This window comes from Hymenobacter bucti (genome assembly GCF_042681145.1).
GTDB lineage: Bacteria > Bacteroidota > Bacteroidia > Cytophagales > Hymenobacteraceae > Hymenobacter > Hymenobacter bucti.
In genome coordinates this window covers 239,932-258,078 of record NZ_JBHUFD010000019.1, presented here as the reverse complement: position 1 = coordinate 258,078, position 18,147 = coordinate 239,932, and the positions used below count along the sequence as shown (strand labels likewise).

7 protein-coding genes are annotated in these 18,147 nt (G+C 58.9%); all 7 read right to left on the bottom strand.

Annotated features, from left to right (window positions below; translation table 11 throughout):
- Positions 1–34 precede the first annotated feature (34 nt).
- Positions 35–1,759, bottom strand: a complete 1,725-nt coding sequence (locus ACFSDX_RS24810) for a hypothetical protein (protein ID WP_382318630.1) — start codon at positions 1,757–1,759, stop codon at positions 35–37.
- Positions 1,760–1,797: 38 nt separating this feature from the next.
- Complete coding sequence (locus ACFSDX_RS24805) at positions 1,798–5,223, bottom strand: VCBS repeat-containing protein (protein ID WP_382318629.1); 3,426 nt, start codon at positions 5,221–5,223, stop codon at positions 1,798–1,800.
- A 124-nt stretch (positions 5,224–5,347) separates the two neighbouring features.
- Positions 5,348–6,976: a RagB/SusD family nutrient uptake outer membrane protein gene (locus ACFSDX_RS24800; RefSeq protein ID WP_382318627.1), complete on the bottom strand. Its 1,629-nt coding sequence runs from the start codon at positions 6,974–6,976 to the stop codon at positions 5,348–5,350.
- 18 nt (positions 6,977–6,994) lie between these two features.
- On the bottom strand, positions 6,995–9,946 hold the full coding sequence (locus ACFSDX_RS24795) for a SusC/RagA family TonB-linked outer membrane protein (RefSeq protein WP_382318625.1): 2,952 nt from the start codon (positions 9,944–9,946) through the stop codon (positions 6,995–6,997).
- Positions 9,947–10,244: 298 nt separating this feature from the next.
- On the bottom strand, positions 10,245–12,284 hold the full coding sequence (locus ACFSDX_RS24790) for a glycoside hydrolase family 127 protein (RefSeq protein ID WP_382318623.1): 2,040 nt from the start codon (positions 12,282–12,284) through the stop codon (positions 10,245–10,247).
- 502 nt (positions 12,285–12,786) lie between these two features.
- Positions 12,787–15,159, bottom strand: a complete 2,373-nt coding sequence (locus ACFSDX_RS24785) for a beta-L-arabinofuranosidase domain-containing protein (protein ID WP_382318621.1) — start codon at positions 15,157–15,159, stop codon at positions 12,787–12,789.
- A 128-nt stretch (positions 15,160–15,287) separates the two neighbouring features.
- Positions 15,288–17,687 carry a glycoside hydrolase family 127 protein gene (locus ACFSDX_RS24780; RefSeq protein WP_382318619.1) on the bottom strand — a complete coding sequence of 800 codons (2,400 nt, stop codon included), beginning with the start codon at positions 17,685–17,687 and terminating at the stop codon, positions 15,288–15,290.
- Positions 17,688–18,147 lie beyond the last annotated feature (460 nt).

Below are 18,147 nucleotides of genomic sequence, written 5' to 3'. Positions count from 1 at the left end.
AGTAAACCAGTTGCGGCACCAGAAGCAAGCCCGATTACTCTATCTTGCGAGCTTTAGCGGCCTGAATACTCTGGGCCACTTGCGCGCGGTACTTGTCGAAGGTGTCGCCCGCGAAGGTGATGGTGGGGATGGGGCGCTGGGCCGCCGTGACGGGCCGGTAGTTGCTAAAACCATACTCGTGCACTCCCGTGCTGCCCGTGCCCGGCGCCGCCGTGCTAAGGTGATTAAAGGCATCGACGTAGGAGTAGAAGCCGGCTGAGTACTGCGAGTAGCGCGGCACTTGGCTCAGCGGAAATACACTTAAAAGGGCATCGTACTGCATCTCGGCGATGGGCAGCACGCCAGGGTGACGCTGGGCTAAGTCGGCTACCAGCTGCTGCGTGCCCACGTACATATCGGCCTTCGTGTTGTTCTCCCAGAGCCCGGCAATGTCCATAAAATAGGAATCGACGTGATAGTCGGTAATGACCCGGTCGATGCGGTCGCGCACGAAGTTGCGCCACGAGGCCACGCCGATGTTCATTACGGGCATCCAGCCGTCGCCGTGGCGGTCGTTGTCCCAGTCCACCCAGTTCAGGTCCCAGTTGTCGCCGTCTAGGTGCTGGGTAGTGGCATCGGCAAACTGCTTAAACACCGGTAGCTCGCGGTTGGCCGAGTTGGTACCGAACATGGCCGAGAAGTGGAAGCCCAGCTTGTGGCCCTCGTCGATGAGCTGGTGAAAGCCCTTGTCGCCGCCCATGCGCGGGTCGGTCTGGTAAAGGGGGTAGTTCCAGTAGTAGCGCCCGTCCCAGCCGGGTAGGAATACGAGCACCTGCTTCGGGTCAATCTGGGTAGCCACCCACCGCAGAATGGCCAGCTGCTTGGTGTAGTCGTTGAAGATGTAGCCCGTCCAGTGGGCGCCGTGCAGGGCCACTACCAGCTTGGTATCGCGCAGCCAGGCCGGCACATCGGGACGAGTAGCGTAGGCGGGCAGCTTATAGGCCTGGGCTACGTGGGCAAAGTAGGGCTTGGCAATGGCCTCGTAGGTGGGCGCGGTACCTAGGTGCCACAGGCAGCTCTGCACCTGCTTGCGCTTGTCCCAGCCGGCCTGCTCATAGATGAGTTCGGCGCGGTAGCTGTCGGGGCCAGGCTGCAAGAAAAACCGCGCCGGGCGCACCTCCGTTTGGCGGGCCGACAGCTCAAAGAATCCGCCCTGGGGCCTCTTAATCACGACCAGTGGAGTAGCCAGCTGCCCAAAAAGCTGCGGGTACTCAAACGTGTTTTCGTCGTCATGGGGGTCGAAGAAGCGCTCGCCGGCCAGCGATAATTCGCCCCGCGGAATGCCCCGTACCACGGTGCTAATGGACTTTACGGGCTGGTCCATTTGCGCCGATACGCGCCACTCTACGCTGCCATCGGCGTTGCGCTGGAGCTCGGCAGTAAGCTGGCCCGGCATTTTTGCCTGCCCGCCGGCCCACGTGAAGCCCTGGCAGAGGTAGCGCAGCCGGTCGCCCGTGCGCTCGATGCGCGTGTGGGCCGGGTCGATAGCGTAGGCATTCTCAAACGTCTGCACCCGAAAGCTGAATTGGAAGCCCGCAAACTCGGCCGACGGCTCGGGCCACGCAAAGCTGAATTTCATCTCGCCCTTCCCCTTCGGCGGACTGTATACCCCATCAACGGAGGTGAGCGGCAGCAACTGGCTTTGGGCAAGGACCGGCCTTGCCGCTAGCCAGCCACCCAGAAAGGCAATGGACAGGAATACGCGCGCGAGAATGGGCATTTTACGTCAAAAGAGTGTTCTGATAAAAGTAGCGTTTTCTAACGTGCTAAGCTCAGCCTTTGGGGGCGGGCCGTAGCGCGCCGCCCAGCGATGGGCCTGTTTCTAGGAAGTACAGGTAAGGTGTAAGCCTGCACAGATTGACTATTGCGGCCCACCAACAGCACCCGCCCCACTTGGGCAAAGCTGCGGATGTCGCCCTGCACCCGCAGGCCGGCGCGGGCCGGCGGCACGGCCGCAAAGTGGCCCTGGCCATCGCCGCGCAGCAGCAGGCCGTAGCTCGCATCAGCCTTGCCAAACCGAACGCGGCTGTGGCTACTATTGCCGCCCAGCAGCAGGTCGGGATGGCCGTCGCCGTCGTAGTCATCAGCCGCCAGCGCGTACACGGGCGCATACTGGGCCTCGGGGGGCAGCGGGGCCAGCCGGTAGCGGGCTTGCGGCGTGCTCAACAGGCAAGTAGTCTCCAGGTGCGTGGCTCGTAGCACCTTAGCTCCTTGTAGCTCTTCCTTGCTGAAAATATCGGTCAGTCCGGCCCCCGCATAGCTGGCGTAATTAGGGAAGCGCGAGCGGGTCATGCTCACCTGGTCCAGCAGCTCATCGCGTGAGACGTAGGGGTAGCTTTTGCCCTGGTTGTAGAGGCACAGAATGGGGTCCACGGCCCCGTTGTCGTCGAAGTCTTTGTAAACCAGCTCGGCAGGCTCCTGGGCGCTGGCTCGGCACTGGGTGTTCAGGCCCATGTTGCCCACCACAAAATCGGGTTTGCCGTCGCCATTTAAATCTTTTACCAGCAGCGTGTTCCACCACCCGGCGAGCTGGCCCGGCAGGTAGGTGGCGGTGCGCTCGGCCAGGTGACCACCCTCATGTAGCCACACCTGCACCGGCAGCCACTCGCCCACGGTCACGAGGTCGGGGCGCTGGTCGCCGTTCATGTCCACCCAAGCGGCATCCGTCACCATACCTAGGTGGCGCAGTGCGGGGGCCCAGCTGGCAGTCTGGTCCGTGAAATGGCCGCGGCCATCGTTGAGCAGCAGGTAGCTGGCGGGCGGCTCGGGGTAGCGGCCGGGCACCACGCGCCCGCCTACAAACAGGTCGGGGTGGCCGTCGCCGTTCACATCGGCGGCGCGCACGCAGCCCGTGCTATTGGGCATAAACGGCAGGCTAGTCGGACTCAGGCCGAAATTGCCCCGCCCGTCGTTGATGTACAGCCGGTCTTGCAGCAGCGCATCAGCGGGCATGAAATTGTCGTAGCCGCCGCTGCCCACGTACAGGTCCTGGTCGCCATCGCCGTCGGTATCAAAAAAGAGGGCTGCGCTATCCTCGGGCAGGTTGTCGGCCGCGAGGGCGGGCTCGTAGAGCTCGGTAAACTGCCCGTTGGCCTGCTGCGCAAACACGCGCCCCGGGTAGCCCGCCGCCCCGCCCATAAACAGGTCGGCGCGGCCGTCGCCGTTCACGTCGGCCTGGGCCAGGCACGGCCCGCCGTACGAGAGGCTGTTCACCAGCAGCGGTTGGCGCTTGAAGTCGTTCACGTTGTTTTCGGGAGCCGTGGCCTGCAAGGGCGAGACTATTTCGGTGAACACCGGGGCGGTAGGGCTGGCCAAACGGGCGCGACGCGCCGGGTGTGCGTCCGCCTCACGTAGTATCAGCGGACCAGTAGTCGGCACCGGGGCCACCACCTGCTGCCGGCCGCTGGGCCACTCCACCCGTACCGAATCGGGCGGGGCACCCGGCCCCAGACCGAAGTGCAGTACAGGCGACACGCTCGATTGGTAGCCCCGGCTCACCAGCTGCTCCTGCACCTGACTGGCCCCGGCGCGGTACAGCGTCACGCGCGCCCCGATACCTAAGCGGTTTTGTCCGGCGCCTTCCAGGCGCACGGTTAGGGCGTGGTTTTTCAAGAGCTTGCTGGCGCGGTTTTCGTACAAGAAAGCCGGGCCGTTCAGGTTATTCACTACCAGGTCCAGGTCACCGTCGTTGTCGAGGTCGGCGTAGGCCGCGCCGTTGCCGTTGGCAGGCGTCGTGATGCCCCAGGCCGTGCTCACGTTGGCAAAGGAGGTGCCGCCCTGGTTGCGGAAGGCGTAGCCCGTCATGTTGGACGACGGCATTTTGCGCACCAGCTCCAGTAGGGTTTTGCGTTGCACGTCGCCCTGGCGGTCGTGCAAAAAGTCACCCATGTACTTGAGAAAGTCCAGGTTGGTATAGTCGTGCAGAAAGCCGTTGGTCACGAACAGGTCCTTCCAGCCGTCGTTGTCGTAGTCGGCCAGCAGCGCGGCCCAGCTCCAATCGGTATTCGACATGCCAGCCAGCTGCCCCACCTCGCTGAACGTACCGTTGCCGTTGTTGAGGTGCAGCATGTTGCGCATGTACTGGGCGTGCAGCCCCACCTGCTCCCGCACCTGAAACAGCTCGAAGTTGTCGCTGGCAAAAAGTAGCTTCTGCCGGCGGTTGTCGGCGGGCAGCATGTCCAGCGTCACCAGGTCGGGGGTGCCATCGTTGTTGATGTCGGCCGCGTCGTTGCCCATCGATGAGAGCGAGGTGTGGCCCATCTGCTCTCCCAGGCGGTCGGTAAACGTGCCGTCCCGATTATTGATGTATAGGTAGTCGGGAGCTAGGTAGTCGCTCGACACGTAGATGTCGGGCCAGCCATCGCCGTTAAAATCAGTTACTGAGGCCCCTAGGCCAAACGAAAGGCGCGTATTGAGTAGCCCCGCAGCGGCGGCCACTTCCCGAAAATGGGGCAGGCGGCCGGCCAGGCCACCCTCATTTTGGTAGAGCTTGAGGCCCGTCAGCGGGTCGGGCGTAGCTAGCAGCTGCTTGATGTACGAATCGTCGAGGCTCTCGAAGCGGCGTGGGCTGTGGTTGAGCAGCAGCATGTCGAGGTCCTGGTCGTGGTCGTAGTCAAAAAACACGGCCTGCGTGCTGAAGGCCGAATCGGCGAGCCCGCACGCCGCCGCCTGCTCCTGAAAGTGCGGTACGCCTTGCTTGTCGGGCCCTAGGTTAACGAAAAGCTGGTTTTGGCGCTGGCGGCCGGGTCGGTCGCCCGAGCGGCACACATACATATCGAGCTGGCCGTCGGCATTAATGTCTACCATCGTTACGCCGGTTTTCCAGCCCTCAGGCAGCGCCACGCCCGCCGACTGGGTCACGTCTTCGAAGCGCAAGTGGCCCCGGTTCACGTAGAGCCGGTTATCACCTTTGTTGGCTGTAAAGTACATGTCATCGAGGCCGTCGCCGGTGACATCACCTAGGGCCACGCCGCCCCCGTTGTACGTGTATTCATATACTAGCACGTTGGTCAACTCGTCTTCCGCCAAGTCATTGCGAAACGTAACGTGGCTCTGCGCTGGGCTGACCAGTCGAAATAGGGCGTTGGGATTGGCAGCCGCGGGCACTTTTTTTTGCTGGCACGTTGCCAGCAGCAGGGCTCCCATAAGGCACGCGACGGGCCAAAACCGGGTGAGGAAAGACATCAGAGCAACGCAGCAGAAGTGGGTGGGATAAGGGCAAAGCAGTCGAACCGCCAGTAAGCTATGCGTAATAAAAAAGGGAAGTCTTTTGCCAGAAGACTTCCCTTTTTAGTAGTTGGCCTAGGCATTAATAACCAGGGTTCTGCTTCAAATTTGCGTTGGTATTCAACACGTTCTGCGGAATGGGCATCAGCGTACGATAATCACCATTGGGCGTGTGGGTGAGCCACGACTTCTTGGTGAACACGCCGAAGCGAATCATGTCCTGGCGGCGGTGGCCCTCAGCCGAAAACTCCCACCCTAGCTCGTCGAGCATGCGGCCGTACTGAATATCGGCTCCGCCCTGCACGGGGCTCACCACGTTGTTAGCGGCCGGCCCGTAGGGGTAGCTACTGCCCTGCGCCAAGTCGGCGGCCGTAACGGTAGCCAGGGCTGGGTTGGCCGCGAAGTTGCGCTGGCGCACCTGCGTGACCAGGGTAGCAGCCTGCGCGGCTTGGCCAGTGCGTAGCAGGGCTTCGGCCTTCATCAGCAGCACGTCGGCGTAGCGGAAGAGCGGAAAATCGTTGCTCAAATCCTGCAGTACGCCTTGCTTAATCTCAAACTTACCAACTCGAAAGCCATCGTTTTCGGTGCCAAAAACCACGCTCGGCAGCGTGTTGGTGAATGCTAGCGGCTGGCCAGCCGTGGTTCCAAACACCCCTACTAGCGGTGTGCCCGCGGAGGAAAACTGCTGCCCCTGTATCCAGCTGGACTTTAATCGGTTATCAGCAGGGTTGTAAGAGCTAATGAACTGTGGAATGGCGCAAATACCCCCGCCCCACATACTGGCCTGCGCACTGTATGTCTGCTGGTTTTGGGGCTGCAGGGTTTGCATGTGAATGCGAAAACCCGTGGCGTAGGTTTCGTCGAAGGGAATGGCAAAAACGATTTCCTTCGAGCTCTCATTCTGCGTTTTGAATACATTTGCTTGGATGGGCTCCAAGGCAAAATTAGTGGAGTTGATAACTGCATCGCAGGCGGCAATGCAGTTGGCCCATTGAGCCGTACCCGAATACACGCCCGCATTGAGATACACCTTGGCGAGCAGTGCATTGGCGGCCCATTTGTTGTTGAAACGGCCGTAGGTAGAGGCATCAACGGTAGAGGCTAACTGAGGCAGCGACTCCACTATTTCTTTCACGACAAAGGTGTATACCTGCGCGCGGGTGCTTTGGGTGGGTAAGAAACCCGCCTCCACGTCGAATTTATCGACAATGGGCACGTTGCCAAACAAGTCGCACAGCATGTAGTAGTACGAGGCCCGTAGCACACGCAATTCAGCAACTAGCTGCTCCTTGCCCGTCGTAATCGGAATCTGACCCTGCTGTACCTGGTAGAGCACTCGATTGCAGTTGGTAATACCGGCGTAAGCCTGGCCCCAGGTGTAGCCGGGGGTAGGGTCCAGGGCCGTCCAGGTGTGCTGGTGCAGGCGGCGATACGAGCCGTCGTCTACCCAGCCGTTGGGGCGGCCGGGCGTCACGGTTTCATCAGTAGTAGTTTCTTGAACACGATATGCTCCGTTAAACTCCAGAAACAGCGTGCGCCAGTTGCCGTAGGCCGGGCCTACCAGTGAGGAGAGGTCGCCGGAAGTGGGCGTGAATTGGCTCGCCACAATCTGGTTGTAGCTCTCGTTATCAAGCTTGGTGCAGGAGCCAAACAGCCCCAGGCCCGCTATTGCCAGCAGACTTGCCCGGGCGGGGGAAAAGTACTTTTTCATAAGTGCGAGGGGTGGGAGTTAGAAAGTTACGTTGAGGCCAGCCGTGAACGTGCGCACTGTGGGGTACTTGTCGCGCTCGTCTACGCCGGGCGCCAGACCCAGGCGGTTTACTTCAGGGTCCAGCCCTTTGTAGCCCGTGATAGTGAAGGTGTTAAGCGTCGAGACGTATACTCGCAGGTTCTTGACATACTTTACCACGTTGGGCTGGAAATTGTAGCCGAGCGTGATGTTGTCGATTTTCCAGTACGCCCCATTCTCGATGTAGTAGCTGTTAAACTCTAGCGGCATAGTCGTGTTGAGCACCGCTTTGCCAAAAATGGGGTCGTAGGCCGAGCGCAGGCGGTTGTACTGCGTTACGCCGGTGTTTTCGTAGTACATGCGCTGCACGTTCAGAACTTGGAAACCGAAGGCTCCGCGCATGGTCACGCCTAGGTCAAATTTCTTGTAACGAAAGTTGTTGTTCCAGCCGCCGTAGAATTTGGGGATGCCGTTACCCAGCACCTTCTTGTCGTCTTCACTATGCGTAAACTGGTCGTAGGGTACCTGCTGGCCATCCTTACTCTCGTAAATCCACTTGCCGTCGCTGGTCACATCCACCACCTTGTAGCCGTAGAAATTGCCGAGCTTCTGGCCCACCTGCACCCGACTGGTATAAGTCTGAATGGGTTCGCCGGTGTAGCCGGTGGTGAAGAAGTCGTTGGTAAGTTGGTAGAGGTCGTTGTTGAGCGAGAGCAGCGTATTCTTATTTGTCGAGAAGTTGAACGTCGAAGTCCACGAGAAATCCTTCGTTTGCACGGGTACCACGTTCAGTTGCACTTCCAGGCCTCGGTTTTCCAGCGAGCCTACGTTGGCGGTAGTCGTCGGAAACAAGTTGGGTGGTGAGGGTACCTGGTAATCGTAGAGCAGCCCTTGGGTGCGGCGGATGTAGTAGTCTACCGTACCATAAACGCGGCCCTTAAACAGGGAGTAGTCCAGGCCCGCGTTGAATTCGTGCTTCTCTTCCCAGCGTAGGCTGGGGTTGGGGTTGCTGATGGGGGCCAGCGACTGCACCCAGCGACCATTAGCTAGGAAGTAGCCGCCGTAGCCTAGGCGCGATACCCCTAGGAACGAGACGCCCGGCGCGGTGCCCGTGACGCCGTAGCCAGCTCGAAACTTTAAGTCATCCAGGAAGTCAACGCTCGACAGGAAATTCTCCTTGTTGATGCGCCAGCCCACCGAGACGGCCGGGAACGTGCCCCAGGGCTTATCAGCGCCCAGCAGGCGCGACGATGCCTCGTGGCGCACGCTGGCCAGCAGCAAGTACTTCTCCTTGTAGTTGTAGGTGACGCGCCCAAAGAAACCAATTAGGTTAAAGGTATTCTTGTCGCTGTACTGCACGGCCCGGCCCAGCCGCAGTGCGTTGCCGATGCCGATGTTGTTATACGTGAATACATCGGTCGGGAAATCGTAGTTGGTCGCGTAGAAGTTTTCGGCCGTGTTGTCCTGATAGCTGTAGCCAGCCAGCGCTGAAAGGCGGTGCTCGCCAAAGCTGTGGCTGTAGTTGGCGGTCAGTTCCAGCAGCTTGTCAACCACCTGGGTAGTGCCGCGCGAGGCGTAGCCGTTCAGGCCATCGCGTAGTGAGGAAGGGTGCTGCTTGTCTTCGGAATAGCCCCGCAGCTGGTTGTAGCGCGTATTAGACCCTAGGGCTTTGAGCTGCAAGTCATTGATGGGCTCCCACACAATACTGCCGCTAAGGCGGGTGTTTTGCGCCGAGTTTTCGCCGTCGGAGTCATAGAGACGCGAAAGCGGATTTTCATAGTTGAAAAGCGAAAACTGCTGCGCGTAGCTACCGTCTGCATTGTAAATCGGGGCCGTGGGGTTGCGAATGAGTGTCTGCCGGTAGGTGTAGCCGTTGAAGCCGCCACCATCGACGGTCGAAGTGTATTTGTTGTCGCTATTGAGAATGCCTAGGTTGAGCTTGACGCGCCCGTCAAACATACTGTGATTAACATCGGCCCGGCCGGTAAATGTCCGGTTATCAGACTTCTGCAAAATACCTTCAAAGTAGCGGTAGTTGCCGCTTACTAGGTAGTTGGTTTGCGCCGTGCCCCCGCGAAACGTCAGGTTGTGCACGTGGATGAGTGGGTTCTGACTGATGGCCTTTAGCCAATCGGTGCTGCCGCCCTGGTCGGTAAAGCTTACGCCCTCCGTAAGCTTTTGGCGGTACTCGTCGGCCGTGAGTACCTCAGGCCGGCGAGCAATGCGCTGGGTGCTGGCGTAGCCGCTGTACTCGATAGTGGGCGTGATGTTGCCCTTTGGCCGGCGCGTCGTGATGAGGATAACCCCGTTGGTACCGCGCGTACCGTAGATGGCGGCGGCCGAGCCGTCTTTCAGCACATCTACGCTCTCAATGTCTTCGGGAGCTACCGTATTGAGCGTACCCGGAATACCATCGATAAGTATCAGCGGCTGCGAATCGGCGTTGAGAGTGGCCGTGCCGCGCAGAAGTATCTGGCTGCCCGCCGTGGGGTCGCCACTAGGAGTAACCACCGTTAGGCCCGCTACTTTACCTTGTATCAGCTGACCCGCATCTTTGGTGGCGCCCTTAATGAAGCTTTCCTCCTTCACGCTCGCCACCGAGCTAGTGAGGTCGGCTTTGCGCTGGGTGCCATAGCCCACCACCACTACGTCAGCGAGTTCCTTAGTATCGGGCTGGAGCGTGATGTCAACGGTGCCGCGCCCCGCCACCGCCACTTCCTGCGGCTTTGAGCCCACAAAGCTGAAGACGAGCGTGGCATCGGCCGGCGCCTTAATGGAATAACGCCCTTCGGCATCGGTTTGCGCCCCGTTACTAGTGCCTTTTACAATGACGTTTACGCCTGGAAGAGCAGCACCTTTTTCGTCAACAACCCGACCCTTGATAGGGTCGGCCGCTTGTTGCACACTAGCCACCATAGAGGAGGCCCGACTTGCGAGAGGAGTAGCGAGCATGGCTCCGCAAAGAGAGGTAGCCAAAACCAACCGGCCAGGAGGTAAAGGAATTTTCATTTGGTGGGATAAATGGTGAGAGGCAGATGAGAAGAGATTGGTCATTTGTGCACAAACGATTGTGCATAAACGACCCAGGTTAGTCGCGCCGTCATAAACAACGCAGGTTTACTGACGCCAATAAACCTAAGAAAAGTGAGGTAGCACTTGCCAGCTAGCAACTGTTAAATGACAAGTATCAAAAAGACTAGTTATTCTTACCACCCGGCGAGTAGCCGTACTGCTAGGCACAGTCAACTAGCTATTTAGCAGTAACTGCTTCGGCCATGGGCTGGCTGATGATATCCACATCGAGTACCCGTTGCGGAAACCACACCGTCATTTCGCCTTTGCCGCGGTTGGCCCAGGCGTAGTACGGAATGGCCGTCATCGTTTTGGACACGGTCTGAATGCTGTTGGCAGTTGCGTCAACTTCTACAGTGGGCACCTTGGCTGTCAGCTCCATTATCCCATTGAGGGTGTTGGGCTTGTAGGTAGCGGTGAATGCTGTGGCGGTGGGTACCAGTAAATTACTGGTTTTGCCGTCGTTGTCTTGCCACTCGGCGCAGAACATGACGGGCCCTCGCTGCAAGGCCACCTTGCCTAGGTCGTCTTTTATGAGGGGATTGGCTACTACCTGGCGCACTTCCATGGGCAAGGTCATCTCGACCACGTCGTTTTTCTGCCACTTGCGGGCTACCACGGCGTAGCCGTTGCGCATTGTGTAGGGCGTAGTCTTACCGTTGACTTTCAGCGTAACCGCCTGCGTAGAAGGCGTGGCAAAAGTGTAGAGATTGGAAGGCATGGCCTCATTGCGCGCCCAGCCCGGAATACGCAGCAGCAAGTTAAAACTAGCCGCTGAGGCCGGGTTTACCGTAAACTTCAGGCCCCCGTCCCAGGGGTAGTTGTTCTGCTGCGTCAATTGCACGCGCTGCTTGTTCACCAGCAAGTCAGCCTTGCCGCTCACAAACAGATTCACGTACACATTCTGCCCGTTTTGGGCGTAGATGTAGCCCGGCAGGGCGGGCATCAGGCGGGCCATGTTGGTGGGGCAGCACGAGCACTCAAACCAGCCGGCCCGCGCGGGCTCAGTCTGGGCGAAGCCCAGGCTGTTCTTTATCTGCATGGCGTTGCTGTAGAAGAACGACTTGCCGTCGAGCCCTACCCCCGAAATTAGGCCATTGTAGAGCACTTTCTCCATGACGTCCACGTACTTGGCATCGCCGTGCAGCTGGAACATGCGCTGGTTCCAGAACACGTCGGCCACCGAGGCGCAGGTTTCGTTGTAGGCCGTGGTGTTGGGTAACTCGTAGTTGGCCCCGAAGCGCTCGCCGCCGGGCACTGCGCCGGTACCGCCTGTCACGTAGAACTTCTTGGCCACCATGTTCTGCCATATACTATCAACAGCAGCCAGCAGCGGCTTATCGCCGGTGAGAGCCGCCACGTCGGCCATGGCTGAGTACAGGTATTCTGCGCGCACGGCGTGGCCTTCGGCTTCCGTTTGGGCCACTACGGGCTTATGGTCTTGCCAATACGAACCATTTTTCCACGTGTCAGGGCTTTTGGGGTCATAGCCGGAGTAGTGGCCGCGCGCATCAAGAAAGAACTTGGCGGTAGTCAGGTACTTAAGCTGACCCGTGGCGCGGTAGAGCTTTACGAGGCCCATCTCCACTATCTCGTGGCCGGGCGCTACGCTGCGCTTGCCAGGGCCGAATACCGAGCACACGAGGTCGGCATTTTTGAGGGCAATGTTGAGCAGGTTCTTTTTGCCAGTAGCCTCGTAGTGGGCCACTGCAGCCTCGTAGAGGTGGCCTGAGTTATATAGTTCGTGGCTGAGCTCGCGCTCTTTTTTCCAGCGCTCTTTCCCGGCCCAGGGGTGCGGGTGGGCGGGGTCGATGGTACGGGCGGTGTAGAGGTAGCCATCGGGCTCCTGCGCGGCCGCCACCTTGGCAATCAGCTCATCTACATACGTTTCCAGCTTCTTGTCGGGGTACACGCTGAGCGAGTACGAGGCACCCTCAATGGTCTTGTAGATGTCGGTATCATCGAAGGGAAACGTGGTGGCGAACTTGCCCTGGCGGGCCGCGGCCATTTCAAAGTTCTTCACTCGGTTGGTGCTCTCGCAACGCGCAAACGACGCCGGAATAGTCACGTCGGTATTGATTTTGAGGCGCGGCAGCCAAAAGCTATCCGTCAGCTTCACTTTGGTGAATGAAACTGCTTGAATGGGATAGTCGGTGTGCTGAGCAGCGGCCGTAGCCGCTAAGCTCAAGCCCAAGGCAGTCAAGAGGGTAGTGTGCATGGTGGGTGGGATAATGGATACTCTTAAACTGTCCGCATAACAGTGCAAGAGGGAGAGAACTTAGTTGACTAGGTAAACAAGGTAGTAGCCACCACTGGCGTCGGCTACTACCTTGTTTACCAGCCCAGATACCTTGCAAATGTAAGCGAATACAATAATTACACAATCGATTGAGTAAAAAAAATGTCTCACAAGCCAAGGAAGCCTTCAAACTATATGGGGGAGGTGGTAGATATATCCTAACGCATAGTTCTACTGGCCGCTTAGTGTAGTCAGTACTAGGCCTTGTCAATCTACCAGGACCTAGTGGTCGCGTAGTCTTTTCTACTTCTGTACACACTGGACTGGTAGCAAGCGGTTGTCATCACTTTGTTCAAAGTGGGCCGAGGAAGCGCAGCCTCGGTGGCTTCGCACGCAAACCCTGCTAGAGTCGCCCTTAGATGTAGTGTAGCAGTGGTGCGTCGCTCACTTCGGGTTTGCATGCTGGGCATGTAGCTATTGTCTACTGCTGCACGTTGCGGACGCCGTAGACCGGGCCAGCGCTGTTGTTGGCTTTGGCCTGGAAGGTCACTTTCACCTGCTGCTTGCCCTTGGTCAGCGCGGGCGGAATGGGATAGGAAACGTCGTAGAAGCGGCTCTCCTTGTACCTGTTGAGGTCTTCGGTAGCAATCTTCTCGCCATCGACCAGCACGTCGAACACGCGGCCGCGGTTGTCCATGCCCCAGTAGGTGAGCAGCAGCGTATTGGCTTTGGCCGGGGCCACTTTCAGGGTGAAGGCCATCGTGCCGCCCTCATTCACGGTGCGCCACTTGCGGCCGTGCTCCTCGCCGGTTTCGGCCTTTTCGGTCACGGTGAAGCTGTGGTCGCGCTCGGGCTGCATTTCGCCTACGCGCAGGATATCCACGGTTTGCGCTTCCAGGGCCTGCTGCTTTTGGCGGGCGGCCTCGTACACGCGCTGCTGGGTGGCCCACTTTTCGGGCGTGAATACGTCCCAGTACACCGTGTAGTACTCGTTGCCAGTTTGGTTGAAGGGCATCAACGGCACATCGTGGGGAGCGCCTAGGCCGGCGGTTTGAAAGTGTAGCTGCTTAGCATCCACAGGCTTTACCCAGCCGTTGGGGTCGTTGTTGGCGGTCACGAGCACGGGCACACCGGTGACGGGCTCCGGCTCGGTGGTGCCGAGCACGCCGGCCAGCAGCGTGGGGCCGTAGAATAGGGCGCGGCGGTCGGGGTTGTCGGGCAGGGCTTCGGTGTAGAAGTCGGCGGGCAGCGTCAGCTCCACCCGGTCGTTATTTTTCCATTTGCGGTCGAGCACGAGGTAGCCTTCCGCATCGGGCATCACGGCCACGGGTTGGCCGTTCACGCGCACTTGCGGGTTTTTAGTCCACCTAGGCTGGCGCAGGCGCAGCTTGAAGGCGCGGGTTTTGGCGGCCGTTACCGTAAACGTTGCTTGGTCGCTGGCGGGTAGCTGGCTTTCCTGGCGCAGCGTCAGGCCCTTGTCCTTCCAGCTTAGCTCTGAGGGAATGAACAGGTTGACGTACACACTCCCATCCTGGCCCTGGAAGTAGATGTTTTCGGCATACTTTACGTGGTTTTCCATGCCCGAGCCCACGCAGCAGGTAAACGTATCGAACTCGTCGCTATACGTTTTGCGGCCGCCCATGCGCAAGGGCACGAAGTAGGTCGTCATGCCCGTGGCGTGGTTTTGCGAGGCCAGAATATGGTTGTAAAGGCCCCTCTCGTAGTAGTCCATCAACTTGGCCGAGGGCTGCTGCGCAAACAAATGTTGCGTGAGCTTCAGCATGTTGTAGGTATTGCAGGTCTCGGTGGTGTTCTCGCTGAGCTTGTCGTTGAGCTTGCGCGGCTCGCCTAGGTACTCGTAGTTGCTGTTGCCGCCGGTGGCGTAGGAGTGGTTTTCGGTCACGGTCTGCCAAAAAAACCCGGCAATGGCGGCGTCCTTCTTGTCGCCGGTCAGTTCGTAGCGGCGGGCGCTGGCGATGGCCTTCGGAATCTGGGTATTCGAGTGCTTGCCGGGCAAAATATCGGTGCGGGCGGCCAGCGGGTCGAGGATGCGCTTGTCGTAGAAGCGGTAGGAGAGGTCAAGGTATTTCTTGTCGCCACTCAGGGCGTAGGTGTTAGCCAGGGTTTCGGCCATGCCGCCGTATTCACACACCAGCATGTCCTGCATTTTAGACTCGTCGAGGCCCTTAATGGTGCTTCCCGTCCAGTCGGCCAGGCCCTGGTTGACCGTGAGGGCCGTTTTATTGCCGCAGTATAAATACGCGTCGAGCAAACCGGCCATGATTTTGTGCACCGTGTACCATGGCGACCACGCCCCGTTCAGGTCGAAGCCGTGCGAGCGAATATTACCGCTCGCCACCTCGGCCCACAGTTGGTTCTCCTTCGGAATGGCACCCACGTAGCCGGTTTTGCGCGCTTGCTGGCACTCCTCTAGCTGGGCTACAATGTAATCTGTTCGCTGCTTAAATTTAGCGTTGCCCGTCGAAGCATACGCCAGCGCGCAGGCCGACAAATAATGCCCTAGGGTATGCCCCGCCAGCCCCGTCGACTCCCAGCCGCCGTAGCGGGTGCCCTTGGCTTTCAGCCCGCTGTGGTCTCGGAAGTCGGCCAGCAGCCGGTCGGGCTCTATTTTCAGCAGATATTTGGTATCGGCCTGCTCGGCCACTTTGAAGGGGCTGTCGAGCAGCTTCACTTGGGCTAGGTCGAAGGCGTAGGCTTTTACCGGTACCTGAGGCTGCACTTTCATCCGGGCATCGTGCGGGGTGGGCAGGTAGGTTTGGGCCTGGGCAGCGGAGCTACCCAGGGCACCGATTAGTACCGGTAGCACCCAGGCGCATTTCGGAAAGTGCATCATGACGAAAAAACGAGTAAAGAACAGGGGATAAGCATGATAAAACGAGCGACTAAAGCCAACGCGCCTGCTTGGGCGGCGCCGAGACGAAGTCACTCTAGACTTTGTTTGAAGTGCTTCACGCGGGTGGCTTACTTCACTATCCATTCGTGAATGCCGGTGGCGTTGTCCACGGGCAGCTGCACTTCCAGCTTCAGCGCGGTGGTGCGCACCGGCTCAAACGTCACCGTGTTGTACTGGTCCTTGGCCACGGCATAGGGCGTGGTGTTTTTCACGGGTAGCCACTTACCGTCTTTCTGGTAGTAGACCTTATAGCTCGCCGGGATGCGGCAGTCGCCCCAGGGCCCGTCGTCGAACCAATACACCTTGGACTCTGATACCGTGGTGGGCTCGGCAAAGTCGTACTGCACAAACTCGGTAGTGTTCTTTTTAGGCCACCAATGCAGGTAAGGGTAGTTAGCGTCCTTCGAGTCGAGGGGGTCGTACTGGTCGGCGAGTGCCTTGAGGGTTTTTGTGCTTTTCAGCGATGAACTAGGGGTACTGCGCGACGCCACCGTGGGGGCGGGCTGGGGCTTGGAGGCCGACGCTTCGTAGGGCACCCACACCGTCATGTCGCTGGGGCCACGGTTGGCCCAGGCGTAGTACGGGATGGCTTTTACGGCCTGCGGCGTGGTCAGGAGCTGGTCGGAATTGAGCTGGCGGCGGGTGCTTACGCCGGTAGTAGTCAGCACGTCGATGCCGTTGAGCAGGCCGTCCTGGTATACTACTTCCACCGGTGCTTTTTGATCAACGGTGATGTTCTGCACCAGACCGTTCGCGTTGTCGGGGCCTTCGAGGCAATACACCACCGGGCCGCGCTGGAGGGCGAATTTGCCCCGGTCGTCTTTCACCTGCGCGCTCGCCACTACCTTCTCGATGGCCATGGGCAAGCTCAGCGTCACGTGGTCGCCGGGCTGCCAGCGGCGTTTCAACACCGCGTAGCCGTGGTCGAGGGTGTACTGCACCGCTTTACCGTTGATGCGCAACGGAATGGGCTGCGGCGCAGCATCCACGAACTGATAGAGGCCGCCAGGGCTGGGCTGCTGCTGCGCCCAGCCCGGAATACGGATGCGCAGCGTAAACTCCTGCCGCCGCTGCGGGGTCACGGCTAAGTCGAGCTGGCCGTCCCAGGGGTAGTTGGTCTGCTGCTCGATGTTGACCTTGCCCGAGGGCAACTGCACGTCGCTGGTGCTGGTCATGAACAGGTTCACGTACAGGTTGTCGGCGTTTTGGGCGTACACGTAGCCGGGCACCGAGGCCATGAAGCGCGTCATATTCGAGATGCAGCAGGCGCAGGCAAACCACGCGCCCCGCTGGTGCTGCCCCATCGAGGCCAAGGGGTTGGGGTAGAAGAAATGGTCGCCGCTCAAGGACACGCCCGCCAGCAGGCCGTTGTAGAGAGTGCGCTCCAGCACGTCCACATATTTGGCATCGCCGTGCAAGAGAAACATGCGCTGGTTCCAGTACACGTTGGCGATGGAAGCGCAGGTTTCGGCGTAGGCCGACATATTGGGTAGCTCGAAGGGCTTGCCGAAGGCCTCGCCGTTGCCGGTGGCCCCGATGCCGCCCGTGATGTAGAGCTTCCGGCTCACCACATCGTTCCAGATGGCGTCGATGGCCGCCAGATACCGCTGGTCGCCGGTGAGGGCGGCCACGTCGGCCATGGCCGAGTACATATACGTGGCGCGCACGGCGTGGCCCACGGCCTCGTCCTGGTCGATGACCCGTTTATTGGCTTGGTTGTATTCGTCGCCCTTAGGGCCGCGCACGTCCAGAAAAAACTTGGCCAGGGCGAGGTACTGCGGCCGGCCCGTGACGCGGTAAAGCTTGGCCAGCCCGATTTCGACCACCTGGTGGCCAGGGTACACTTCTATTTTACCGGGCCCGAGGTCGCGCACCAGCAGGTCGGCGTTTTTGGTGGCAATGTCGAGCAGCGTTTTCTTACCGGTGGCCTGGTAGTGGGCCACCGCCGCTTCGTAGAGGTGGCCCGCGTTGTAGAGCTCGTGGCTAAGGTCTTCTTCCTTTTCCCAGCGCCGGGTACCTATCCACTCGTGGGGCCTGGCCGCCTTCACCGTGCGGAAGGTATAGAGGTAGCCATCTGCCTCCTGCGCCTTCCCGATGAGGGTAATCAGCGAATCAACGTAGGCTTCCAGCTTCGCGTTTTTCTTGACCTGCATGGCATACGACGCGCCCTCAATCACCTTGTAGATATCGGTGTCGTCGAAGGGAAACTGCGTGAGCTTGTCGCCGGGCAGCTCGCCCGCCGCCCGCCTAAAGTTGTCGATGTGGCCATCCTGCCGGCACTGCTGCAAAGTGTGCGGAATGGTCACCTCAGCGTTGGTCTGCATCTTGGGCGCCCAAAACTTGTCGTGCACCTGCACCTGCGTAAACGGCACCGGCTGAATGGGGTAGTCGCGAGGAGGTACCTGCTGGGCACTGACAACGTTGCAAAAGCCTAGGCATAGTAGGCTGAAACTTAAAACTGGGCGCATAGCAAGGGAGCTGGGTGGCAGGATGCTCTAGGTTCAGTAGCGATATGAAGTTGCGGCGCCACAGACTAAAGCAGAGCATAATTTACTGGTTATTTTGTTGTATCAATAAAAGAATAAAATATTTACTTTGAATATGTTACATGTTTTGCGCAACTCGCTTATCGGTATAAGCTTCGAATAGTTCACTCATACTTTTCGAGAAGACACAGATTGCATAATTTCAACAGTATAGTGTATTTATTAGACCCAAAGTTCACTGAAAATTATGCAATAAATACTCCGCAGTTATTTCCGTATAAAATAGACCTTGGCTTACTTAAGAAAGCGCCTAGTCATCAGTGCTGGTTAATCATTGTAGTATCACTTGCAAAACAGTTTCTAAATAATAAAATATACTTATTTTAAAGTATTATTAACGGTACTCACGACCACAAAAGAGTGTGGCTGCTACGGGACGGAA